Raw genomic sequence first — 24434 nt, forward strand, 5'->3', positions numbered from 1 at the left:
TCCCGCTTTACACTACAATCTGTCATTGCAGAAACAAAACAATAAAACAGCAATATTTTTTTAGCAATGACAGGATTTTCGCTTCAATCGGGGCTAGAAAGAAGCATACCTCATACTAATTAAGCAAAAAAAACACCTAAAATCCTAAATCACGTTCTATTTCTTCCATTTCTATAATATCATTAGCTTCAAGAACCGACGGAACAACTACAATCTTCTTTGTATTTGCATTAAAATCAAATTCTGAAACCACAATTACAAATGATTTCTTATGCTTTGCATGTTTTTTATAAAAAGGATCAAATAATAAAATATCTTTAGTGGTCAAACTCTTGTAAGACGACAAATCTACAATCAAATTTTTATCATTAAAACTCACTTCATGATCAAGCTTCAATAAAAATGAAGTTAGATCGCCTTGTGTATCTTTTACAATAGTTGTATGTCCTTTTTCTTCTACTTTCATATAACAAATTTACTTAATTTTTGAAGCCAATAAATAAATTACCGCCATTCGTACAGCAACGCCATTTTCAACTTGATTTAATATGACCGATTGTCTAGAATCTGCAACATCACTTGTAATTTCTACACCACGATTTATAGGCCCTGGGTGCATAATTACAATTTCTTTATTTAGAGAATCTAATAAATTTTTATCTAACCCATATTGCATGGCGTATTCCCGAGTTGATGGAAAATAACTAATATCTAATCTTTCGTTTTGTACCCGCAACATATTGGCTACATCGCACCATTCTAATGCCTTTCTTAGGTTTGGCTCGACTTTTACCCCTAACGCTTCAATATATTTTGGTATTAATGTCTTAGGGCCACAAACTCGTACTTCGGCACCTAATTTTTGCAAGGAATATATATTAGATAGTGCTACTCTCGAATGTAAAATATCGCCCACAATCACTATTTTTTTACCGGCAACATCACCTAATTTTTCACGAATAGTATAAGCGTCTAACAAAGCTTGTGTTGGGTGTTCGTGTGCACCATCTCCAGCATTTACAATACTTGCTTTTACGTTTTTAGATAAAAAAACAGCTGCCCCTGGCGATGCGTGTCGCATCACAACCATATCTACTTTCATCGAAAGTATATTATTTACAGTATCTACCAGTGTTTCTCCTTTAGTTACAGACGAGCTTGAAGCGGCAAAGTTTATCACATCTGCCGAAAGGCGTTTTTGTGCCAATTCGAATGATAATTTTGTTCTTGTACTATTTTCGAAAAATATATTAGCAATGGTAATATCTCGGAGAGAGGGTACTTTTTTTATGGGTCTGTTTATAACTTCTTTAAAATGATCGGCGGTTTCAAAAACGAGATTTATATCATTCTCATTAATATATTTTATTCCTAATAAATTATTTACGCTTAATTCTTTCATCTTATTTTGTAATTAATGCTACCGAATCTTCTCCTGCTTTTTCTTGCCAATTAACCACTACCGTTTCGTTATTTATAGCATCTACTTGGCGACCTCGATAATCTGGTTGTATAGGCAAATGACGACTAAAACGCCTATCTATTAGTACTAACAATTCAACCTCGCTTGGTCTTCCGAAGGATTGTATGGCAGAAAGCGCAGCATTTATACTTCGTCCTGTATAGAGTACATCGTCTATAAAAATGACTTTTTTATTTTCTACTAGGAAATCTATTTGGGTTTTATTTGCTTCTAATGTTTCGCCTCGACGAAAGTCATCTCTAAAAAAAGTAATATCTAAAAACCCCAACAAAATTCCTTTTACTTGGTATTCTTCTTCAAGAATTTGTTTTAACCGATTGGCAAGCTGCGTTCCACGAGGCTGAATTCCTATCAGAATTGTATTTGAAAAATCGAGATGATTTTCTATTAACTGACAGGCCAAACGATGAAGTATAATGGAAACTTCTTTGTGATTGAGCAAAATTTTTTGACTCATAATAGTTTGTTTGTTTGTAATACAAAAATAAGTTTTTTTTTGGATTAAAAAACAATTACGATTCATGATAATTCTTTAAAATCTTAACTTATTAATTTTGATAGTTTTTCTGTTAAATTTTTTCTTGAATATTGTTGCAATCCAACTGCTGAAACTGTGAGTTTTTGTGTTAAATATAATTCAAAATAAGACAAAATTTGCTTTTTTAATTTTTCCTTTTCGTTATAGGTAAAGAAAACACCTGTGTTTGTTTCAGTGATAATTTCGGCAAAATCAGAACCTTTAGGACCTATTCCAATTATAGGCCTTTCTGAAACCATATATTCGAATAATTTTCCTGGGATTATACTTTTGGTATCTTCGGAATCTATTTCTATTAACAATAAAATTTGAGATTTTTTTTGATGCTCAATCGCTTCTTTGTGAGAAACATAACCGAGATTATTTACATAGGAATTTAAATTAAATCCATCAATTGTATCTAAAATTTCTTGACTTACTTTTCCTATTAGTTTTAATTGAAAATGAGTTCTAAATTTCTTGTTTTCAACAACCAATTCGCTCAAAGATTCCCATAAAATCATAGGATTCCTATCGGACAAAAAAGAACCAATGTGTGCCAATGTAAATTTTTCGTCTAATACTTGTTTTGGGATGTTTTCTACATCATAACCATTTGTAATGACTTCAATTGGTTTGGTTGTAATGGCTTGAAATTCGGTTTTTGTTGTTTTACTGGTTACTATAATGGTGTCGGCAGTATTTAAAACTTTTCGTTCTAAGTTTTTATGCTTTTTTTCGGCATAAGAAGATAGTTTTAAAGCCGAATGATAGCCAATTGTTGTCCAAGGATCACGAAAATCGGCAAACCATTTTACATTCAAATTTTGCTTCAATTTTAATCCAATTAAATGCAAACTATGTGGTGGTCCTGAAGTAATTATGGTATCTATATTATTTTCTGAAATATACTTTTCTAGGTATTTCACCGATGGTTTTACCCATAAAATTCTGGCATCGGGAATAAATAAATTACCACGAACCAATAGTAATAATTTTTGAATAAAACTTTGTTTTTTCTGATTGGGAATAATCCCAGAACTAATTCCTTTTGTACTTTTTTTCGAGAAAACAGAAGCCAATTGGTAAGGTTCGATTATCTTATTTTTTAGAATAATCGCTTGCTCTGAAACTTCACTAATTAAACCTTCATCTATAATGGGATAAGTAGGATTTTCGGGAATATAAACAATAGGTTGGATATTATAATCCGGTAAATACTTTACAAACTTAAGCCAACGCTGCACACCTGGACCGCCAGCTGGTGGCCAATAATAGGTTATGATAAGAACTTTTTTCATAATTCTTTTGCAATTATTAGTCCTGTCCAAGTGGCCATTAATCCTAAAAAAACACTTAAACTAATGTAAAGAAAAGCTATTAGTATTTGATTACTTTGCAATAGTTGGATATTTTCATTAGAAAAAGCAGAAAAAGTAGTATAACCACCACAAAGCCCTGTGATTAAGAAAAATTTTAAATAAGGAGAAACAGCATTTTGTTTTTCTAAATAACCAAAAAATAGTCCAATAAGCAAACAGCCTGCAATGTTAGTTACAAAAGTAGCGTACGGGAAAGTGGTTTGCACATATTTGTTTATAACAAGAGTAGTTAAGTAACGTAAAACGCTACCTAGTCCTCCGCCAAGTGCTATATAAAATATGGTTTTCAATTATGCTTTTTTGCGTTTGGTTTCATAATAAACACCACCACCTAATAATAATAAAATACCAATGAAACTGATTAACGAAATCATACTTCCTGTTTTTATAACTTGTGGTTCGAATTTAAATTCTATGGTATGTTTTCCTTTAGGAATTGGCAATCCTCGTAAGGCATAATCGACTCTATAATGGTCATTTAACTTTCCATCTATATAGGCATTCCAACCATTTTTGTAATACATTTCAGAGAAAACTGCAAAACCATTATTAGTATTATTTGAAATATATTTTAAGTCATTTGGCTCGTAAGAAGTTAATTTTATTGTAGCACCTTCTGTTGCGAATATATTAACTAAAGATTCTTTGACCTCTTCATAATGTATTACAACTTTGTTTTTGGTATCCAATTTATTCAAAGCTTTCATTTCTGCATCAGCAGATTTTACACTAACAATATTCTTTATAAACCAAGCATTTCCATTAGCTTGTGTATTATGAATAGCTATTTTTTCTCCTTTTTTATTGGTTTGAATTAAGTATTTAACATTTAGCATATTAATTACTTCCATGTTATTGTTAGCAATTTGATAATCGAATAAATCTTGCATTCGTTTAGGCTTTACTGCACTATAACCTCCAATTGATTTATGAAAATAAGAAGCTCTTGGATCACTCATCACATTTTGAGAAACTTCAAAAACACGATAATACGATTTGTCTTTTAAGATGGTTGCATCTAATTCGGTTTCTTCAATAGGTTGTTCTACTTCTTGTTTAGAAACAAAATTCGAATTATTCAGGTAATTTTTATCTATAAAAAATAAATCTGAAATCATTATTATTCCCACAATAATTACTGCCACTTTATGAGAAATGGTATTTTTTATAGACAGCCATAACACGCCAAAAGCCATTAGGATTAGAAATGAAGAACGCAACAAATCGGCAGTAAACATGGTTTTTCTGTCTAGTTTTAGAGCATCAATAAATTCTGGACCATAAGATTCTGCTAAATAACGATCGCTTCCCGCTGCAAAACTAAAACTACCTTTAAAAACGAATAACAGTGCTAAAATTCCTATACTTACCGAAGCTGATTTCCATAAGTTTGTCCATTTTTCTTTGTCTTCTAATATAAAAAATGATTGTAATCCCATCATAGCCAGTACAGGCATACAAATTTCGAGTATGATTTGTATCGAAGAAACAGCTCTAAATTTATCATACATGGGTACAAAATTGATGAAAAAATCAGTCAATATTGGGAAATTTTTACCCCAAGAAAGTAATAATGCTATAATTGCACCCGCCAAGAAAATATATTTTATTTTTCGTTTGTCGCAAAAAAGCGCTATAACTGCCAAAAAGAAAACTACAGCACCAATGTAGGCTGGAGCAGCTACAATGGGTTGATCTCCCCAATAAGTAGGCAAACCTTTTACAATTTCTTTGGCTTGATCTTCGGGAACGTTTTGTGCAATTGCGTACTCGTACATCGCAGAATCGGTTCCTAGATTTTCGCTATTTGACCCCCCAAATATTCTTGGAGAAATTAAATTTAAACTTTCGGCTATACCATAACTATATTCAGTAATATAATCATAGGTCATACCTCCAAAATTTGTGTTTTTAGTACCATCAGGATTGTAAGTTAATTTACTTTTTCCACGAGTACTTTCTTTAGCATATTCGGAAGTAGCCATTAAGCTAGTTGCGTTTGCTCCTATGGCAAATAATCCTGCGATAGCAAAAGTTACGAAACTATACAATAGCGGTTTTAATTCTTTGTTTTTAATTAACTGATACGCATAATAAACCAGTATTACTAATAAAAATATCAGAAGATAATAAGTCATTTGTGGATGATTGGCATTAATTTCTAATGCTGCTGCAAACATGGTAAGCAAACCTCCAAGTATATATTTTCGCTGTTGAAAAACCAATAAAACCCCTGCAATAACCAGAGGCATATAAGCAATAGCATGGGCTTTTGCATTGTGACCAACGCCCAAAATTATTACTAAATAGGTTGAAAAACCAAAGGCTAATGCACCAAAAAAAGCTTTGAGTGGATTTACTTTTAACACCAAAAGTAAAACATAAAATCCTAAGAAATATAAAAACATATAATCTGCAGGACGAGGTAAAAAACGAATTAATTCATCGATATTTTTAATATAATTATGAGGGTACTTTGCACCTAACTGATAGGTTGGCATACCACCAAAAGCAGAATTTGTCCAGTATGGTTCGGTATTCGTTTCTGTTCTAAAATCATTTTGCTCTTTCGCCATAGCGGTATATTGCACAATATCTGATTGAAGAATTTTTTTTCCTTGCAAAATTGGGTAAAAATAAATAACAGAAACTAATGCGAAGGCAAAAATAGCCAATGCATGCGGGTAAAATCTTTGTAACTTGTTCATAAAGTAATGATATTGAATCAAAATAAGGCGTGAAGGTAATAAAATTTTAGATTTGATATATTAGATTTTAGATTTTTATCCAGCTGTTTAATATTCTTAATCTGAAATCTGAAATCTGAAATCTGAAATCTGAAATCTGAAATCTGAAATCTGAAATCTGACTTCTACTCTACTTCCTCGTAATCTATATAATCACCAACTTGCTTAGTAGGTTTCGGATTTTCTTTTTTAGGCGTTTGAAAATCTTGATTATTTTGCTGATTAAACGGATTCTGATTTTTATCAAAATTATCTTGCACTTTATTAACAGCTTTCTGCAAAAGTATTGGCAAAAAGATGCGTGAGAGGAACTTAATTAGGTAATAAAACCCAATCATATAAATTATTGTTCTAAAAAAACCATTAAAAGAAGCTTCTTGCATTGTCTAATTTTTCTTCAAAAATAATAAAACTAATTTTTAAAACTAATTTTTGATTCTTAAAATAATTATAAAATTACTACATTTGATTTCTTGAAAACTTTTTTTTATGAAATTACTCAAATCTATAATCACAATAGGCATTTTATTAACATCAATTACAAATTATGGTCAATTTACAGATCAAATAAATTCCAACAGACCAGGAAAATCTATGGGAGCATTTGCCGTTGGAAAAAAAATATACCAGGTAGAAAGCGGATTATATTACATTAATGAATCAAATGAAGTACCAAATTATGATGCTCGTGGATTTGGTTTAGATTTTGCAGCTCGTGGCGGATTTATAAAAGAACAACTGGAGTTTGTTTTAGAAGCTCAATTTCAATTAGATAAATATTCGGTAACAGATTCGATAAATAAAAACAGAAACGGTTTAAAACAAACCACTTTTGGCGCAAAATATTTATTTTATGATCCTTTCAAAAAAGCACCAGCAAAACCAAATATATACAGCTGGAAAGCAAACCACAAAATGAGTTGGAAACAATTTATACCAGCAATATCAGGTTATGTAGGCATAAATTATGTTATGAAAAATGATTATAGCATTCCGAACGAATCAGCAATTAGCCCTAAAGTGATGCTGGCAACTCAACATCATTTTGGGGTAAAATGGGTTTTGGTAAGTAATATAATTGCTGATAAAATTACATCTAACAATGCTAATTTTGGCTCAGTATTTACTCTAACTAGAGCTATTAGCGAAAAATGGGCCGCTTTTATAGAAAACAAAGCAATAAAAGGAAATTATTATTCTGACGGAATTTTTACAATAGGAGCTACACATTTGCTAAAAAATAACATTCAAATTGATGCTTCTATTAGCAAAAACATCAAATCTACACCATCATTATTATACGGAGGCATTGGTTTTTCTTGGCGTTTCGACAAAAAGCACAAAGACATCCAAATGAAAGACGGGAAAGAAGTAAAAGATAAGAAAGAAGATAAAAACAAAAAAACTAAAGGGTCCTTATCGCAAGAAGAATTAGACAAAGAAAAAGCAAAAGCTGAGAAAAAATCTAGAAAAAACAAACCTGACGCAGCGCAAGAAAAACCAACCCAAGAAACAAAGAAAAAACGTTTAGACGATATCGAAGAAACCCCAGCCCCGTAATGATTACTATAAAAGAAGCCAAAACAAAAAAAGAACTAACAGATTATATCAAGTTTCCTTTTTCGTTATATAAAAACAATAAATATTGGGTTCCGCCGATTATTGACGATGAACTTGAGACTTTTGATAAAACCAAAAATCCTGCTTTCGAAAATGCAGAAGCTTACTTTTATTTAGCTTATCGCGATAATAAAATTGTGGGTCGAATTGCTGCCATCATCAATTGGAGCGAGGTAAATGACCAGCAAAAAAGCAAAGTTCGTTTTGGTTGGTTTGATGTTATTGATGACATTGAAGTTACCAAAACATTACTCGAAAAAGTACGAGAATTAGGCAAAAAAAAGAATCTAGATCATATAGAAGGTCCTATGGGATTTTCTAATCTCGATAAAGTTGGCGTACTTACTGAAGGATTTGAAGAAATTGGAACCATGATTACTTGGTACAATTTTCCTTATTATGCAACACATTTTGAGCAACTAGGTTTTGTTGTCGAAAAAGAATATTTAGAAAACAAATTTCCTTTTGCAAACGTAAAATTAGAATTCTTCGACAAAGCGCAAGAACTCATAAAAAGACGTTACAACCTGAAAGCCTTAAATTTTAAAAAAACAAAAGACGTTTTACCCTATGTAGATAAAATGTTCGATTTATTTAATGCTTCCTATGCCAATTTGTCTTCATTTGTAGCTATTTCAGACATTCAAAAGGAATACTTTAAGAAAAAATACATTTCATTTATCAACCCAGAATACATTAAATTTGTAGAAGATAAAGACCAAAATTTAGTTGCTTTTGCCATTGTAATGCCTAGTTTTTCTAGGGCTTTACAAAAAGCCAAAGGCAAACTTTTTCCTTTTGGATTATTTCATTTACTTAATGCTAGAAAAAACAGCAAAGACGTTACTTTTTATCTAATTGGTGTGCATCCAGAATATCAAAACAAAGGTGTTCATGCTATTATTTTCAAAGAAATGCACACTACATTTACCGAAAAAGGAATACAAAATTGCATTCGAACACCAGAATTGGCTGATAATCATGCCATACATTTACTTTGGAAAAATTTTGACCCTAAGATTATTTGCAGAAGAAAGACTTTTAGAATTCAGATTTCAGATTTCAGATAACAGATTATTGACAATTATATTTTATACTTTTAAAACTATGTTGAGATAAATAAAACATCAATTAAATTATGGATGGGATAACTTCAAATTATATAATAAAAAAAATGAAACTTCAGAGCGAAGATTATATAAAAAAATTACAAAAGAAATTCTTGAAAAAATAAATAAGTACCAAAGTTATATAGGATTAGAAATGATAATTGATACAGTAAATTCAATTGAAACAAATAAACTTGAACTATATCTAAATAATTATAATAAAAAAAAACCATTCACATGAATGGTTTTTTTTAAAATTATAAATTATACATTAAGAAACATCAACCGTTGTTCTATCTGCAATTTCTTTATACGTTCCGTTTACTAATTTTTCACGAATAGCTTCAAAAGCAGTCAGTGTTTCATCAATATCGGCAATAGTGTGAGATGCTGTAGGAATCATTCTTAGTAAAATCATACCTTTAGGAATTACTGGATAAACCACTATCGAAAGGAAAATACCATAGTTTTCTCTCAAATCGTTTACCATAATCATGGCTTCCGGAATAGAACCTTCAAGATAAACTGGTGTAATACAGGTATTTGTATCTCCAATATTAAACCCTTTTTCTCTCAAACCACTTTGTAGCGCATTTACATTTACCCAAAGTTTGTCTTTTATTTCAGACGATTTACGCAATAATTCCAAACGCTTTAGCGAACCAACTGTTTGAATCATTGGCAAGGCTTTGGCAAACATTTGCGAACGTAAATTATATTTTAAGTAATCGATAATCTCTTTATCTGCGGCAACAAAAGCCCCAATATTTGCCATCGATTTTGCAAAAGTCGAAAAATAAACATCAATATCGTCCTGACAACCTTGCTCCTCTCCTGCTCCTGCTCCAGTTTTTCCTAGCGTTCCAAAACCATGTGCATCATCTACTAGCAAACGGAAATTGTATTTTTTCTTCATTTCTACAATTTCTTTCAACTTTCCTTGTTGTCCACGCATCCCGAAAACACCTTCTGTGATAAACAAAATTCCGCCACCAGTTTCTTCAGCTAATTTTGTAGCACGTTGCAGGTTTTTCTCCATACTCTCAATATCATTATGGCGATAGGTAAAACGTTTTCCCATGTGCAAACGAACACCATCTATAATACAAGCATGTGCATCTACATCATATACAATGACATCGTTTTTAGTTACTAAAGCATCTATAATAGACACCATTCCTTGGTAACCAAAATTTAATAAGTAAGCCGATTCTTTCATTACAAAAGCGGCTAATTCTTTTTCTAATTGTTCGTGAGCATCCGTATGACCAGACATCATACGAGCCCCCATAGGATAAGCGGCACCATATCGCATTGCTGCATCAGTGTCTGCCTGACGCACTTCTGGGTGATTTGCAAGACCCAAATAGTCATTTAAACTCCAGTTTAATATATTTTTTCCTTTAAATTGCATTCTTGGACCCAATTCGCCTTCTAATTTTGGAAACACAAAATATCCTTCTGCCTGCGAAGCCCATTTTCCTAATGGTCCTTTATTGTTTTGAATTCTTTCGAATAAATCTTTTACCATAATATTAAAATCTAAATTTTAAATCTAGTTCCGACGCTTCGGAATCGACTGCAAAATTAATTATTTAATCTCTCTTATCATAATTTTTTTAGGAGCTATTCCTGCTGTTCACTCTATCTTTTGCTTTCTAAAGAAAAAAGCAAAAGGATGCCGTTACCATCAGGGCTAAAAATAGCGTTTTCATAATAAACATTGTGGTTAAATTCACACAAGAAAACAACAATATTTTATTCATTTTACGCTATATCAGAAATTATATCCCCAAAAAATTACTTGGCGTAATAACTAACAATTCGTTTTTAATGGCTTCAGAAACATCTAAAGTAGCAATAAAATCATGAATCGCTTTTTTATCGATAGTAGTATTGGTTCTTGTGAGTCCTTTCAGGGCTTCGTAAGGATTAGGATACCCTTCGCGACGCAAAATCGTTTGAATAGCTTCTGCCACAACTGCCCAGTTTTTCTCTAAATCTTCGTGAAATTTAGGTTCGTTTAGCAGTAATTTATTTAATCCTTTTAATGTGGCTTCAAAAGCGATTAAAGTATGTCCCATAGGCACACCAATATTTCTTAAAACGGTACTATCTGTTAAATCGCGTTGCAATCTAGACAATGGTAATTTTGCCGAAAGGTGCTCAAAAATTGCATTGGCAATTCCTAAATTTCCTTCAGAATTTTCAAAATCTATTGGGTTTACTTTGTGTGGCATTGCAGATGATCCTATTTCTCCTGCTTTTATTTTTTGCTTAAAATATTCCATCGAAACATAGGTCCAAATATCTCTATCTAAATCGATTATAATAGTATTTATTCTTTTTAAAGCATCGAAAAATGCGGCAAAATGATCGTAATGTTCTATTTGTGTTGTTGGAAAAGAATGGTGCAAACCTAGTGTATCTTCTACAAAATTGCTTCCAAATTTTCTCCAATCTGTGTTAGGATAAGCCACATGATGTGCGTTGTAATTTCCTGTAGCCCCACCAAATTTTGCAGCAAAAGGAATATTAAATAACAAACGCATTTGCTCTTCTAATCGTTCTACAAAAACACCAATTTCTTTGCCCAAACGTGTTGGTGAAGCAGGTTGACCATGGGTTCTGGCTAACATTGGTACTGCTGCCCATTCTACACTTAATTCTTTTAGTTTAGAAACCAAACCTATTAATGATGGCAAATATACTTTCTCGAACGCTTCTTTTGTAGATAGCGGAATCGCTGTATTGTTAATATCTTGCGAGGTTAATCCGAAGTGAATAAACTCTTTATATTGCGACAAACCTAACTTTTCGAAAGCTTCTTTGATGAAATATTCGACTGCTTTTACGTCATGGTTTGTTGTTTTTTCGGTTTCTTTTATCCAAAGAGCCTCTTCGGTTGAGAAGTTTTCGTAAATATTTCTCAAATCTGGATAAATAGTAGGATTTATTCCTGAAAGTTGTGGCAAGTTAGCCTCGCAAAGTGCAATAAAATATTCGATTTCTACTAAAACTCGATATTTTATTAAGGCTTCTTCAGAAAAATAGGTTGAAAGTGATTTGGTTTTACTTCTATAACGACCATCTATTGGCGAAACAGCATTCAATTCAGTTAGTTGCATTTGTTGTGTTGTTGTTTAAAGGCGCAAAGATAATTAGAAAATTAGAAAATTAGACTGTTAGACTGTTAGATTTTTAGATTGAAACTGTCATTGTTGTTTCTTTAGTTCTTTTTGCAAAATTTGCATCCCTTTTGATGCTAAAGCTTCAATGATTTTAAAATTTTGTGGCGTATTACTAACATTTGCAGGATTTGGATCTATATAATAAACTAGACAATCTTCGGCCGCAAAATGCATCAAACTTGCTGCAGGATACACTTGTAAGGAAGTGCCTATAATGATTAAAATATCGGCTAATTGTACCAATTCGACTGCGTATTCTAATGCAGGAACATCTTCGCCAAACCATACAATATGCGGACGAAGTTGGTTTTTTTTATCATCAAAATCGCCCAAATGCAAATTCTCCGACCAATCTAAAATATAATTTTCGTTTTTTGTACTTCTAACTTTCAATAATTCGCCATGCAAATGCAAAACATTTTTACTTCCTGCTCTTTCGTGCAAATTATCTACATTTTGGGTAATAATTTGCATATCGAAATCATTTTCTAAATCGGCCAAAATTAAGTGCGCTTCATTCGGTTTTACCGTTTTAAGTTCCTGACGGCGTTTGTTATAAAAATCGAGAACCAAAGTAGGATTCTTATGCCACCCTTGGGGTGTAGCAACATCTTCAACATTATGCCCTTCCCAAAGTCCGCCACTATCACGAAAGGTTTTTATACCGCTTTCGGCAGAAATTCCAGCACCTGTTAAAATAACTAATTTCTTTTTCATTGTATGTTAAGGTATTGTCTAATCTCAAACTTGTCATTCCTAGGAATTACAAAATAGGTAATATATTGTCTCTTTTCTCAAAGATATAAAAGTATTAGATTTAAATAAATTCTCTTTCACTATTTTTGCAAAAAATACTATTAAAAAAATGATCGATTTAGATTACTTGGCTTTTTTGGAAAACATACTAACAGACAACCGCAAAGAGAAATTTTTGAAAGTCTTAGAAAACAGAACCAACCATTTTACAATTGCTGTTGAAGATATTTTTCAGATGCATAATACAAGTGCCGTCATGCGAAGTTGCGAAGTTTTTGGAATTCAAGAACTTAATGTAATCGAGGAAAGATATGGCAAAAGTATCGATAAGGAAATTGCGATGGGCGCTCAGAAATGGGTAGATATTAATACTTTTGATAGCGTTACAAATTGTATCGAAAGTTTAAAAAACAAAGGGTATCAGATTATTGCCACCACGCCACATGAAAATGATTGTTTGCTAGAAGATTTTGATATTTCTAAACCAAGTGCTTTGTTTTTTGGTACCGAAAGAGATGGTTTGTCGGAAGAAATTCTCAAACAAGCCGATGGTTTTCTGAAAATCCCGATGGTTGGTTTTACCGAAAGTTTAAACATATCGGTTTCGGCAGCAATTATCATTCAAAATCTAACCGAAAGATTACGCAAATCTGATGTGAATTGGAAATTATCTGATGATGAAATCCTAGAAAAAAGATTGGCTTGGGCTAAAAATTCTATTAAAGATATTAAAAGAATAGAAGCCCGATATTATAATATATAATCGAGCTTCATTTCTAAAAATCATCTAATCTTTGAATCCTAATTTAGACAATATAATTTCCAATAAACACCATTTTGTAATTCCCGATTGAAATAAATTTACTCCTATAAAAGCCGTAAACCACAACCAGTTTTGATTGACATAGATTGACAATAGTAAACTGATTAAGATAAATGAACCAACTATTATTCTAAAAATTTTATTTTTCATAATTTTAATTTTTTATTAATTAATGATGTCGTTATCTGTTTCTTCAATATTTTTTTCCCATTTTTTTCTTTCAGTAACATAATAAATAATAGGCACTACTAACAAGGTTAATATCGTAGAAACAATGGCTCCAAATACTAACGAAATGGCTAATCCTTGAAAGATTGGATCAAATAATATGATAGATGCGCCAATAACTACTGCTCCAGTGGTTAGTAAAATTGGGGTTGTTCTCACAGCGCCTGCTTCAATAATGGCTTGTTTTAACGGAATACCATCGTGGAGTCGGATTTCTATAAAGTCTATTAATAGAACTGAGTTTCGTACCATTACTCCAGCCAAAGCAATCATTCCTATAAAAGACGTTGCTGTAAAAAAGGCACCTAACAACCAGTGTCCGAATACAATTCCTATTAACGATAGTGGTATTGCCATCATCATGACCATTGGGGTTTTAAAATTTTGAAACCAACCTACGATCAACATATAAATAATAACAATTACAACCATAAAAGCTACACCTAAATCACGAAATACTTCTAGTGTAATTTGCCATTCTCCGTCCCATTTTACGGTAAAATCACTTTCGTCCGATGGTTGATCCATATACAACTCATTAACTTTATACCCTTTTGGCAAGTGCATTTTTTGGAGTTTTTCATTCATTCCTAAAATGGCATATACAGGACTTTCTAAGGCTCCAGCCATATCGGCAGTTACATAAACCACTCGCTTTTGATCTTTTCTGTAAATGGTTTTCTGCAAAGTATCTTTAATCACTTTTACCAAATCGCTTACAGGAACTACATTACCACGACTGCCTTTTATTTTCAGATTTTCGATGTCTTGTAATGAAGTTTTGTCTTTATCGTCGAGCGAAAGCACAATACCTACATTGTCATTAGAATTTTCATCATATAAATTAGAAACTGGATATTCTTTTAATAAATAAGTCAAATTTCCAATAATTTGTTGAGGCGCAATTCCGTTTAGCATGGCTTTTTCTTTATCTACCTCAAGTTTGTATTCTGTTTGATTGTCTTCGGTCATCCAATCGACATCTACAATATCTGAAGTCGTTTCTAAAATACCTTTCACCTGATTGGCTACTTTAATTTGGTCTTTGTAATTTGGGCCATAAATCTCGGCAACCAAAGTAGATAATACTGGTGGTCCTGGCGGAACTTCGATAATTTTTACATTGGCACCATATTTTTTAGCAATTTTTTGCACTTCGGGACGAACTATTTTAGCAATGCCATGACTTTGTAAGTCACGATTTTCTTTGTGCAACAAATTGACCTGAATGTCTGCCATATTACTGCCACCACGTAAATCGTAATGACGTACTAATCCGTTGAAGGTTATAGGTGCTGATGTTCCGATATAATTTTGATAATTTACCACTTCTGGAACAGTAGAAAGATATTGTGCAATTTCTTGAGTTACTGCCGCTGTTCTTTCTAAAGTGGTTCCTTCGGGCATATCAATCACTACTTGAAATTCGTTTTTATTATCAAAAGGCAACATTTTTACAATCACCGATTTGGTAAAAAACATTGTAACCGAACCTATTAAAAGCAAAACCGTTAGTCCGATTAAAATTCTTCTTTTTTTACTACTTTCTAATAACGGACGTTCTAATTTGTTGTAAATTTTATAAATCCAATTGGTTTCTAAACCTTCTTCCTCTTTGTGTTTTTGCTCGTCTTTTTCTTGAAGCAAATGATACCCCAAATAAGGCGTTACAGTCAAGGCAACAAATAACGAAAGTAACATCGCAATCGAAGCACCAATAGGCATCGGACTCATATAAGGCCCCATCATTCCAGATACAAATGCCATAGGTAAAATAGCAGCAATTACTGTAAATGTGGCTAATATAGTTGGATTTCCTACTTCATTTATAGCATAAATAGCAGCTTGTTTAAACGGTAATCGCTTCATTTTGAAATGACGGTGCATGTTTTCGGCAATAATAATACTATCATCAACTACAATTCCTACCACAAAAACCAAAGCAAAAAGCGTGATTCTATTTAAAGTATAACCTAATAAATAATAAGCAAATAAGGTCAAAGCAAAGGTTAAAGGAACAGAGAAGAAAACGACCAATCCGCCACGCCATCCCATAGCTAATATTACTAAAAAAGTAACGGCTATAATAGCAATTGCTAAGTGCATTAATAATTCGCCTACTTTATCTGAAGCTGTTTCTCCGTAATTACGAGTTACTTCTACATGTACATCATCGGTGATAATCGTTTTTTTAAGTTGCTCTACTCGCTCTAATATTTTTTCTGATATTTTCATCGCATCGGCACCTTTTACTTTTCCGATAGAAATAGTCACGGCAGGATATTCTGATTTTGAAGTTTTGAATTTATCGTTGGCTTTGCCATATCCAAAAGAAACATAACTACTTGGTGTAGCGGGTCCGTCTTGTATCGAAGCCACTTGTTTTAAATAAACTGGCAAATTAGCATTAACACCAACAACTAAATTCTCAACATCTTCCGATGATTTTAGAAACTGTCCCGTAGTAACCAAATATTCTTGGTCATTATTAACAAAACTTCCCGATTGCGAGCTACCATTATTGGCTTGAATCATTTGCATAATTCCCAAAGCATCAACACCATTTTCGGCCATTTTATCTTTATCTAAAACTACTTTTACTTGGCGGTTTCTACCTCCAATTTCTCTAGTAATGGCAACATCTTTCACTTTCTCAACTTCAGAGGTAACTTCTTCGGCAATTTGACGAATTTCAAAATCATCTAATTTTTCACTCCAAAGCGTTAATCCCAACATCGGAACATCGTCAATAGAACGTGTTTTTACCATAGGTTTGTACACCCCTTGCGGAAACATATTTTCGTGTTTCGCCAATTCGTCATACAATTTTACATACGAACGTTCAACATCTTGCCCAACATAAAACTGAACAATCAAAACCGCTTGCCCGTTCATCGCCATACTATGCACGTGTTCGACCCCTTTTATATTAGATAATATTTTTTCTAATGGTTTTACAACACGACTTTCTACTTCACTTGGGCTAGCACCGGGATAACCCACCATGACATCGGCCATAGGAACATTTATTTGTGGCTCTTCTTCCCTCGGAATTAAAAACGAGCTGTACACTCCAATTATCATCAAACCCACCATCAACAAAATGGTCAATTTCGAATTAATAAAAAAATGTGCTATTTTACCTGATATACCTTCTTGCATAATTTTTTTTTATTTGGGCGTAACCCGCTGAAAAAGCGGGTCGGGCTATTCGTTACAATCTTTTTGTTCGTTCCTCTCAAAAAGGATTTCCACTACTATCCCTTACGCGGCATTGTTTTATAAACCAACTCTTAATTTTATAGAGAAAATTCTCTGAAATCAAATTATCAAAAATTCACTTTGGCACCATTATATAATTTGCCATCAGCAGAAACTATATATTGCTCGTTAAACGACAATCCAGATAAAACCTCGACTTGATTACCGAATGTTTTGCCAATTCGCAACCATCTTAAAATAGCTCTATTTCCGTTTCCAATGGTATAAATTCCAGTTAGTTGTCCTTGTTTTACTAAAGCACTTTCTGGGATTAAGACCTTATCAGATTGTTTTGTTAAGGTAGTAACCTGATTCGCAACAGGAAATTGCACATTAACAAACATGCCAGATAAGACTTTGTTTCCAGTTGTATTTAAATTAATTTTTACCAAATATTGTCCACCAGTATTTTTTGCCGAACCACTTACTTCAACCACTTTTCCAGATAATTCCTGATTGGTCGATTTTACTAAAACTTTTACATTCATTCCATTTTTAATCGATGTGATGTCACTTTCCGATACCATTGCAGTAACTTGCAAACGAGAAGCACCTTCAAGACTTACTAATGGCATTCCTGGATTTGCCATATCGCCTTCTTTAACAAATGTATTGGTTACTTCGCCTAAAAATGGAGCCGTAATATTAGCATAAGAAAACTGCGCCATTACTTCGTTACGCATTTGTTTTGCCCCTTCTAAACCAGCTTTTGCCATTTCGTAGCGTGAGGTCATATCATCTAGTTCTTTTTGCGAAGCACTTTGTTGATTAAATAAAGCCGTAAATCGATCATAATCCTTTTTAGCATTGCTAAAAACTGCAGTTGCTTGCAAAATAGAAGCCTCTACTTGTGCTTTTTTGGCTTGCAAATCGGTGTTGTTTACACTTACTAATAATTGACCAGCAGTTACTTTTTGTCCTACTTTTACATAAACTTTTGTAACATAACCCATCATTCTGGTAGAAACATTGGCGCTATTTTCGGCCTCAATTTTTCCGCTAGCAGTTACAAAAGGCGAATTAGTATTGGCAGATATTCCGCTTACTTTTACAGCAATTGCTGGTGTATTGTTTGTTATTTCGGTTTTCTCTTTTCCGCATGAAAGGAATAAAGTAAGAGAAAGGACTATGCTTGTTAAAAATATTTTTTTCATAATTATCTTGTTAAAAATTGTAAGTATTGTTTAGTAAAATTATATTCGAAAACCGATTGTAAGTGTTCCAATTCTTTCTGAATCATTTGTGTTTCAGACTGTAATAAATCGGTAGTTTTTTCTAAACCTTGGCTGAAACGATTTTGACGTATTCTATACGCTTCTTCCGATTGTTCGAAAGCTAATCTTGATAAGGTTACTTTGTTTTCGGCATCTTTCAATTGGCGATTGGTTTTATTCAAATCTAATTGACTTTGCGCTTTGTATTGCTGAGTTTCTATTGCCGCTTTTTGAAAATCGGCTTTGGCTTTTTCCGTTTTCCCGATAGATTTATAACCATCAAAAAAACTCCAAGACAATTGAGCACCAACTAAATAACCTTTTGCACTTGTACCAAATAAAGTATGATCATACAACTCATAACTTCCAAAAGCGTTTAATCTAGGCAAGAAATTCATTTTGCTCGATTGTAGCATTTTTTTATAGGCTTCTGCCAATTTATTCATGGCCTGAATATCTTTTCTATTATCAGATAACTGAGCGTTTACAGCTTCAATAAAAATAATATTATCTAATTCTTCGAGAGGTTTAAATACTTTATTTGTGGTATCCTCATTTAGAAGAAAACCCAAATAATCGGACACGTTTTGAACATTACTTTTTGCGTATTGCAACTGATTTGTAATTTCATTAACACGAACTTCAACATTAAGCAAATCGGTTTTTTGTACCATTCCCTGTTTAAAATAATTTCCAACCAATTTTAAATTGGCTTTACCAGTTGCATTTGCTTTTTCTAAAACTTTTACAGCTTTGTATGCCAATTGTAATTGCATAAATGTTTTAGAAAGATCAAGTTCTAGGTGTTCTTTTGTGCGTTCGGTTTGCAATTGAAACGCTTCCATTTTAACTTTGGCTGCTTGCCTTGCGTAAATTCCATCTATATTAATTAATGGTTGTTGGATTTCGAATTTTGTAGCAAAATTTTGAATTTTAGCTGGATTATTTAACAAATCTGGATTAAAATCTGAGGCTGTTACTATTTCCTGATTCAATTTAGAACCAAAAGCCATCAAAGGATTTGTTGTAGAAATCGCCGTGTGTGAAGCAGTAATACTAGGTAAGAATAGTGAATTAGATTGTTTATAATCTGCTTGTGCCGATTTAAAATTCTGATTTCCTATTTTAATTTGTAGGTTTTTGTCGGATGCTTTTTGCCAAATATCTTTTTTAGAAATAGCCAAAGTATCCTGACTATAACTAATGGTTGAAAAGGAAATTGTTGCTAGGAGTACTATTAAATTTATTTTCTTCATGATTGTATTTCTAAATAATGAAGCAAATATATAATGCGAAAAAGGGGAAGTCAGTAACAAATGTCACATAGACAAAAAAAAAGTGTTTGATTGCTCAAACACTTTAAAATGTGGTTTAAAATTTTATTTTAAATTTTATTTTTTTGCACAACATCCTGCCTTTTTATCTTTCGTACAAGATTTCATTTCTTCTTTAGTACATGTTTTTTTATCTTTATGATCACATGTTTTTTTATCTTTATGAGTAGTACATTCTTTCTTATCTTTTGGTTTTGCTTCTTGAGCGTTGATGTTTGTTGTAAATAAGAATGTTACAATTGCTAATGTTGAAATTAATTTTTTCATTTTATATGGTTTTTAATATTTAATACTTATTTTTTTCTTAGGAAATGCAATTTATTTCGGGCGGTTACCGGATATTTTCGTTATGTTTTTCAGTTAAAAATTATGTATAATATAAATTTTGTTTTTGATGAATTTCGAAATTATTATGTATTAAAACGGCTTCAATCTAATTTATGATAAATTAACTTGCATCGAAGTGTAAACTTAAAACACTTTTTACTTTCTCACATTTATCGGATTTAAAATTATTGTTTTTACAGCAAGAAATCTGATATTTAGAAAAATATATTTTTTATTTTAAGAGTTCGAGCAACTGTTATAGCAATAAAACAAAAACACAATATACTAACGCTTAACTTTATAATGATAAATATAAAAAAAAATAATTTTAAAAAGCACAAAATTTAAATCTTGTGTATTTTTTAACATTCTCCTTGTTTAATTACTTTTTTCTAAAATTATTCTAATAATTTCATCTTTAGATAAAACACCAGATTGCCTCCATAATTGTTTTCCGTTTTGATACAAAATCATTGTAGGAACACCACGAACTTGGTATTTAGCGGCTAATTCTTGATTTTTATCAACATCAATTTTAATTATTGAAATACGATTGCCAATACTATTTTTAACTTCTTTCAAGATAGGCGCTAGCATCTGACAAGGACCACACCACGTTCCAAAAAAATCTATTAAAACGGGTTTTTCTGAATTTATTATATCATGAAAAGTATTATTCATCTTTATTTTTTTCTGTTAGTAGGAATTGTGCAACCATTTTGGCTACAGCCTAAATTAAAAATCACTTGAACTAAGAAAAATAACCCAATAGCTATAAAAGCCCATTGACCAGTTGTGTAAGCTTGACCAAATAAAAATATTGCAAATACTAACCGTACCCAACGCATTAAATGCCAATTTAAAAACAATAAATCTTTCATAATTAGCTGTTTAATAAATTATCTATATTTTTCCAAGTCTTACCATTTATAACATTAGTAAAACCGTTTTTTTCTAATATTCCTTTGGCTTGGCTACTTCTCATACCGCTTTGGCAGAAAACAATAATGTTTTTTTTCCCTTTAAACTTTTCTATTTTATTTTTTATTTGATCTAAAGGAATATTTGTAGAGCCTTTTACATGACCCGCTAAATATTCTCCTTGCGAACGAACATCGACTAGAAAAGCGCCGTTTGTAATTATTTCTTTTAAATTGATAGTACTACTACCTGAAAATAGTTTTTTAAAAAAATTAAACATGGCTTGGTTTTTTAGTTTTGTTTTAAAATTTTGCTTTGACAAACGAAATCGGTTTTTGGCAAATTTGTTTTTGCAATGGCATTGTACCCCCCCTCTATTTCGGTAAAATTTCTATACCCTCGGGCTTGTAATATAGAGGCCGCAATCATACTACGATACCCACCTGCACAATGCATAAAGAAATGTTCTTTCGGATTGATGTCTTTTATCCAATCGTTTATATTTGCTAAAGGTTTGCAAAAAGCTTCTTCGATATGTGCTGCACTATATTCTGTTTCTTTACGAATATCGATAATTTTACTTTCGCCTATTTTTACTTTGTTTTCAAATTCGGCAGCGGTAATTCGGTTTACAGTATCTATTTCTTTTCCTGTATTTTTCCAAGATTGAAAACCACCTTGCAAATGGCCTAAAATAGTATCGAAACCTACACGGCTTAGTCTAGTTATAGTTTCTTCTTCTTTACCAATGTCTGAAACTATGATTATTGGCTGGTTTACATTGGCAATTAATGCACCTACCCAAGGGGCAAAATCTCCAGCGATGCCAATATTTATAGATTGCGGAATATGTCCTTTAGCAAAATCGCTATTGCTTCTGGTATCTAAAATTAAAGCGGTTGTTTCTTCAGCAATGGCTTCAAATTCTGTTACTGATAACGCTTTCATGCCGGCGTGCAATACATTTTCGAAACTAGGAATTCCTGATTTATTCATGGCTACATTCATTCCAAAATACGACGGAGGCGGTAATAAACCATCTGTTACTTCGGCAATAAATTCAGCTTTAGTCATATTAGCTCTTAGTGCATAATTAGATTGTTTTTGTTCTCCTATAGTAGATACCGTTTCTTTACTCATATTTTTGCCACAAGCAGAACCGGCACCATGTGCGGGATATACTATTACATCGTCAGCAAGTGTCATTATTTTTGTTCTTAATGAATCGAACAATATGCCAGCCAACTCATCTTGTGTCATTGATGCGGCTTTTTGTGCTAAATCTGGTCGCCCCACATCACCAATAAACAAAGTATCTCCTGAGAAAACAGCTTTGTCTTTTCCGTTTTCGTCAATAAGCAAAAAACAAGAACTTTCCATAGTATGTCCAGGGGTGTGTAATACTTTTATTTTAATATTCCCTATGGTAAATTCTTGGTTATCATGAGCAGAAATAAATTCGAAATCAGGTTTTGCAGTAGGCCCATAAACAATTGATGCGCCAGTTTTTGTGCTTAAATCTAAATGACCAGAAACAAAATCGGCATGAAAATGGGTTTCAAAAATATATTTCAACTTCACATTATCTCTTTCTAGCCTGTCTAGATAAGGTTTTGTTTCACGAAGTGGGTCTATAATAACAGCCTCACCATTTGAAGTAATATAATAAGCTCCTTGAGCTAAACATCCTGTGTAAATTTGTTCTATTTGCATGATATTTTTTCAATATGATTAGACAAAAATAAGCCTTCTTTTTTTTATAATTAGTGATAATTATCACAGTTCTATTTTATATTTATAAAAAAAATTCTTTATAAATAATATACCCTCCCATGACCAAAACAAACCAACCAAAAGCTGGTTTTAATTTAGCACCATCTATTTTTTTTGACAAATGAGTTCCTATAAACATTCCCAAAATCGCTATTGATGATATGATTAATAGCAATTTATAATCTACTTCAATTCCGTTTATAATATCGCCACCAAATCCTATCATCGAATTAATAAAAATGATAAATAAGGAAGTTCCTATAGCCTGCTTCATTTCTAAACTGGCAAAAAACACTAATGCAGGAATAATAAGAAAACCGCCTCCAGCACCTAAAAAACCTGTTACAAAACCAACTATTAACCCAATAAAAGACAACTGAACAAAGCCAATTCCTTCTGTTTTTTTATTAGAATTTGATTTTTTTATCATTGATATAGATGCAAAAATCATCAATATTGCAAAAACAATCATAATGAGTGAATTCTTCGTAACCTCAAAATTATTGACGACAAACAAATGATTGGGAACATTAGGCAATATTATTTTTCGAACAAATAATAGTGATAATACAGAAGGAAAGGCAAAATACAAAGCCGATTTTATTTTTAAATTCCCTAACAAGTAATGCTTATAAGATCCTATTCCCGCTGTTATTCCTACTATAAATAAGGAATAACTAGTGGCATTTTCTGGATTTATTTTAAATAAATATACCAATATAGGTATGGTAAGAATAGAACCACCACCTCCTATTAATCCTAATGAAATTCCTATAAGTATTGAAGCAAAATAGCCTAAATATTCCATTGTGATTTTTTTTAAACTATTTTTTTAAAACTTTATATTCCTCATAACAGCCGTTTATAGCATCTAAAATTTGTAAATCATTTGCTGTTTTTACAAATGTTTCAGAGTAGCTACAACGCTGCAAAATTTCAGTAAGCTCTTTTTTATCGATACCTAAAAGCAAGTAAATAGTTTGATGATCGTATTTTGTTTGAAGCAAATTTCTTAAATTTTCATCTTTTTTCAATTCTTTAAGCCTTTTAAGTTCTTTTGGTTTTTTACCAAAGAAATTGTAAAGCATATCTGCTGGATTAAACAAAGAATTCATAACCCTACCAAAAGCACCTGGAGAACTCTCGCCAGCTTCATATCTACTGGTTAGTCCAGAAATATTGTACCAGTAATTTTCTTTTTCGGGAATGAGTTTCGAATCGACTTCGAGATAACCTGTTAAATCGTATGGCAGAATCACAACTTCTTCGAGTGCATAAGCTTTTTCTGTAAGATGAATACGGTTTGCGTTACTTTTTATCCAGTCGTTTGTTACTTTTATTTCGATAGATTGAAAACCTAAACTCGAAACAAGCAATACATCATTTACATTAGCTGGAATTTTAAAATTTCCTTTTGCATCGGTTACAGCGCCTTTTACGAGGTTTATATTTACGACATTTATATTCCATAATGGTGATAAAGTATTGTCGTTTATAACGGTACCAGAAATAATCGTTTCTTGCGAAATTGCCGAAAATGAAATAAAAAATATAAATAAAATGGTAAAATTTCTCATGCTTACAGTTTGTTAGGCTAATGTAATTATTCATCACGAGATATTTTCGATTTATTTTATAATTATAAGAAAATTAACTATTATTGTTAATTAAATCAAAAGTATAAATATCAATCAACATGTAATTTCTATTTTTTTTTTAGATGTTTTTTCACTAGTGTCCACTAAAAA

General features: G+C 32.0%; 24 protein-coding genes. 3 read left to right on the top strand and 21 right to left on the bottom strand.

Features of this window, described 5'->3' with window-relative positions; translation table 11 throughout:
• Positions 1–136: 136 nt before the first annotated feature.
• From B0A57_RS02075 to B0A57_RS02105, 7 genes are all read right to left on the bottom strand, one after another.
• A complete protein-coding gene (locus B0A57_RS02075) occupies positions 137–466 on the bottom strand; it encodes a hypothetical protein (RefSeq protein ID WP_034098579.1) in 330 nt (109 codons plus the stop codon).
• A gap of 9 nt (positions 467–475) precedes the next feature.
• The gene (locus B0A57_RS02080) at positions 476–1402 is read right to left on the bottom strand and encodes an aspartate carbamoyltransferase catalytic subunit (protein WP_011963902.1); all 927 of its coding nucleotides are present in this window, start codon (positions 1400–1402) and stop codon (positions 476–478) included.
• A 1-nt stretch (position 1403) separates the two neighbouring features.
• On the bottom strand, positions 1404–1940 hold the full coding sequence (pyrR, locus tag B0A57_RS02085; RefSeq protein ID WP_011963903.1) for a bifunctional pyr operon transcriptional regulator/uracil phosphoribosyltransferase PyrR: 537 nt from the start codon (positions 1938–1940) through the stop codon (positions 1404–1406).
• A gap of 83 nt (positions 1941–2023) precedes the next feature.
• The gene (locus tag B0A57_RS02090) at positions 2024–3301 is read right to left on the bottom strand and encodes a glycosyltransferase family 4 protein (RefSeq protein WP_034098581.1); all 1278 of its coding nucleotides are present in this window, start codon (positions 3299–3301) and stop codon (positions 2024–2026) included.
• The gene (gene crcB, locus B0A57_RS02095) at positions 3298–3672 is read right to left on the bottom strand and encodes a fluoride efflux transporter CrcB (protein WP_011963905.1); all 375 of its coding nucleotides are present in this window, start codon (positions 3670–3672) and stop codon (positions 3298–3300) included. Before crcB ends, B0A57_RS02090 begins: the two co-directional genes overlap by 4 nt.
• Positions 3673–6090 carry a YfhO family protein gene (locus tag B0A57_RS02100; RefSeq protein ID WP_034098583.1) on the bottom strand — a complete coding sequence of 806 codons (2418 nt, stop codon included), beginning with the start codon at positions 6088–6090 and terminating at the stop codon, positions 3673–3675. It lies immediately after the preceding gene.
• Positions 6091–6254: 164 nt separating this feature from the next.
• The gene (locus B0A57_RS02105; protein ID WP_011963907.1) at positions 6255–6512 is read right to left on the bottom strand and encodes a hypothetical protein; all 258 of its coding nucleotides are present in this window, start codon (positions 6510–6512) and stop codon (positions 6255–6257) included.
• Between the two features lie 106 nt (positions 6513–6618).
• On the opposite strand from B0A57_RS02105, the gene B0A57_RS02110 reads away from it, so the two are divergent.
• Both B0A57_RS02110 and B0A57_RS02115 read left to right on the top strand, forming a co-directional pair.
• Positions 6619–7689, top strand: coding sequence for a transporter (locus B0A57_RS02110; RefSeq protein ID WP_034098585.1), 1071 nt, complete (start codon positions 6619–6621; stop codon positions 7687–7689).
• Complete coding sequence (locus B0A57_RS02115) at positions 7689–8819, top strand: hypothetical protein (protein ID WP_034098587.1); 1131 nt, start codon at positions 7689–7691, stop codon at positions 8817–8819. Before B0A57_RS02110 ends, B0A57_RS02115 begins: the two co-directional genes overlap by 1 nt.
• A 310-nt stretch (positions 8820–9129) precedes the next feature.
• Here the strand turns inward: B0A57_RS02115 and B0A57_RS02120 are convergent, their stop codons facing one another.
• The 3 genes from B0A57_RS02120 to B0A57_RS02130 form a co-directional block, all read right to left on the bottom strand.
• Positions 9130–10389: an aminotransferase class I/II-fold pyridoxal phosphate-dependent enzyme gene (locus tag B0A57_RS02120; protein ID WP_034098588.1), complete on the bottom strand. Its 1260-nt coding sequence runs from the start codon at positions 10387–10389 to the stop codon at positions 9130–9132.
• A 253-nt stretch (positions 10390–10642) separates the two neighbouring features.
• Complete coding sequence (gene purB, locus B0A57_RS02125) at positions 10643–11986, bottom strand: adenylosuccinate lyase (RefSeq protein ID WP_034098590.1); 1344 nt, start codon at positions 11984–11986, stop codon at positions 10643–10645.
• 87 nt (positions 11987–12073) lie between these two features.
• Positions 12074–12766: an SIR2 family NAD-dependent protein deacylase gene (locus tag B0A57_RS02130; protein WP_034098592.1), complete on the bottom strand. Its 693-nt coding sequence runs from the start codon at positions 12764–12766 to the stop codon at positions 12074–12076.
• A gap of 148 nt (positions 12767–12914) precedes the next feature.
• Here B0A57_RS02130 and B0A57_RS02135 point away from each other — a divergent pair, with 148 nt between their 5' ends.
• A complete protein-coding gene (locus B0A57_RS02135) occupies positions 12915–13568 on the top strand; it encodes a TrmH family RNA methyltransferase (protein ID WP_011963914.1) in 654 nt (217 codons plus the stop codon).
• A 24-nt stretch (positions 13569–13592) separates the two neighbouring features.
• On the opposite strand, the gene B0A57_RS02140 is transcribed toward B0A57_RS02135, so the two are convergent.
• The 11 genes from B0A57_RS02140 to B0A57_RS02190 all read right to left on the bottom strand — a co-directional run bounded on the left by B0A57_RS02140 (position 13593) and on the right by B0A57_RS02190 (position 24263).
• Positions 13593–13778, bottom strand: a complete 186-nt coding sequence (locus B0A57_RS02140) for a YgaP family membrane protein (RefSeq protein ID WP_011963915.1) — start codon at positions 13776–13778, stop codon at positions 13593–13595.
• A gap of 15 nt (positions 13779–13793) precedes the next feature.
• Complete coding sequence (locus B0A57_RS02145) at positions 13794–17018, bottom strand: efflux RND transporter permease subunit (RefSeq protein ID WP_034098594.1); 3225 nt, start codon at positions 17016–17018, stop codon at positions 13794–13796.
• 167 nt (positions 17019–17185) lie between these two features.
• Entirely contained in the window at positions 17186–18271 is a 1086-nt protein-coding gene (locus tag B0A57_RS02150; protein ID WP_034098597.1) for an efflux RND transporter periplasmic adaptor subunit, read from the bottom strand.
• Positions 18272–18273: 2 nt separating this feature from the next.
• Positions 18274–19587: a TolC family protein gene (locus B0A57_RS02155; RefSeq protein ID WP_011963918.1), complete on the bottom strand. Its 1314-nt coding sequence runs from the start codon at positions 19585–19587 to the stop codon at positions 18274–18276.
• Positions 19588–19722: 135 nt separating this feature from the next.
• Positions 19723–19932: a hypothetical protein gene (locus B0A57_RS02160; RefSeq protein ID WP_034098599.1), complete on the bottom strand. Its 210-nt coding sequence runs from the start codon at positions 19930–19932 to the stop codon at positions 19723–19725.
• A gap of 438 nt (positions 19933–20370) precedes the next feature.
• The gene (gene trxA, locus B0A57_RS02165) at positions 20371–20673 is read right to left on the bottom strand and encodes a thioredoxin (RefSeq protein ID WP_011963919.1); all 303 of its coding nucleotides are present in this window, start codon (positions 20671–20673) and stop codon (positions 20371–20373) included.
• Between the two features lie 2 nt (positions 20674–20675).
• Positions 20676–20873 carry a hypothetical protein gene (locus B0A57_RS02170; protein ID WP_011963920.1) on the bottom strand — a complete coding sequence of 66 codons (198 nt, stop codon included), beginning with the start codon at positions 20871–20873 and terminating at the stop codon, positions 20676–20678.
• A 2-nt stretch (positions 20874–20875) separates the two neighbouring features.
• Positions 20876–21193 carry a rhodanese-like domain-containing protein gene (locus B0A57_RS02175; RefSeq protein ID WP_034098612.1) on the bottom strand — a complete coding sequence of 106 codons (318 nt, stop codon included), beginning with the start codon at positions 21191–21193 and terminating at the stop codon, positions 20876–20878.
• An 11-nt stretch (positions 21194–21204) separates the two neighbouring features.
• Positions 21205–22626, bottom strand: coding sequence for an MBL fold metallo-hydrolase (locus B0A57_RS02180; RefSeq protein WP_034098602.1), 1422 nt, complete (start codon positions 22624–22626; stop codon positions 21205–21207).
• Between the two features lie 82 nt (positions 22627–22708).
• A complete protein-coding gene (locus tag B0A57_RS02185; RefSeq protein ID WP_034098604.1) occupies positions 22709–23494 on the bottom strand; it encodes a sulfite exporter TauE/SafE family protein in 786 nt (261 codons plus the stop codon).
• Positions 23495–23510: 16 nt separating this feature from the next.
• Positions 23511–24263: a carboxypeptidase-like regulatory domain-containing protein gene (locus B0A57_RS02190; protein WP_011963924.1), complete on the bottom strand. Its 753-nt coding sequence runs from the start codon at positions 24261–24263 to the stop codon at positions 23511–23513.
• Positions 24264–24434: the final 171 nt, after the last annotated feature.

This window comes from Flavobacterium psychrophilum DSM 3660 = ATCC 49418 (genome assembly GCF_002217405.1).
Taxonomy (GTDB): Bacteria; Bacteroidota; Bacteroidia; order Flavobacteriales; family Flavobacteriaceae; genus Flavobacterium; species Flavobacterium psychrophilum.